The organism is Priestia sp. P5_B4 (assembly GCF_056400385.1).
Genome location: NZ_JBFULJ010001357.1, coordinates 1 through 710 on the forward strand (window position 1 = coordinate 1; position 710 = coordinate 710).

At 35.4% G+C, this 710-nt stretch carries 2 protein-coding genes; both read left to right on the forward strand.

What is annotated here, in order from left to right:
• Window positions 1-105 precede the first annotated feature (105 nt).
• A complete protein-coding gene (gene sspO, locus AC1DRF_RS30965; protein WP_013083371.1) occupies window positions 106-255 on the forward strand; it encodes a small acid-soluble spore protein O in 150 nt (49 codons plus the stop codon).
• 212 nt (window positions 256-467) lie between these two features.
• Complete coding sequence (locus AC1DRF_RS30970) at window positions 468-608, forward strand: small acid-soluble spore protein P (protein WP_013057256.1); 141 nt, start codon at window positions 468-470, stop codon at window positions 606-608.
• The last annotated feature ends 102 nt before the right edge of the window (window positions 609-710 follow it).

The window sequence follows — 710 nt, forward strand, 5'->3', positions numbered from 1 at the left end:
ATTAACATAAGTTTCACTTATAACCTTTTTCCATTCTCCTTTTATTTTTCTAATAATTCATATTTCATTGATTTTTACGCATGCTAGAAACGGAGGTGATTCAACATGGCTAAACGTAAGTCAAACCACGTCATTCCTGGAGCTAACGCGGCTAGCGCTCAAGGAAAAGGAGCGGGTTATAATGAAGAGTTTTCAAATGAACCATTAACGGAACAACAGAAACAAAATAATAAAAAACGCAAAAAAAATCAATAAAACAATCTCTTATTGGATATACTAATCACTAGTTAGAAAAGCAAAATCGTTTAACTCCATGAAATCTAACGAGAAGGCGTCATTATATATGACGCTTTTTTTCTGTTCCCATTTCCTGTTTTTGTTAAACCTATTTTTAGAAAGGGGAATTTTTCATCGGATAAATTCCCTGTCACTATCCTACCCTAATAAATGAAAGGGAGGCTTTAACTATGAACAAAAACAGCAGCAAAGACATCAGAAGAAATGCGCCAAAAAGTAATTCTGGACAGCCAGAACCGCTAAGCGGATCTCATAAAGTAAAAAACCGTAAGCATTCTCGCCAAAAACACAATAGCGGACATGATATGTAAAACAGCGGCAAGCTCTCTATAGAGCTTGCTTTTTTATGCGTAGAAAAGACAGCTAGTACTTCAAGCTTATTCTTTGCACAGGAGTTCACTAAGTACATAAAC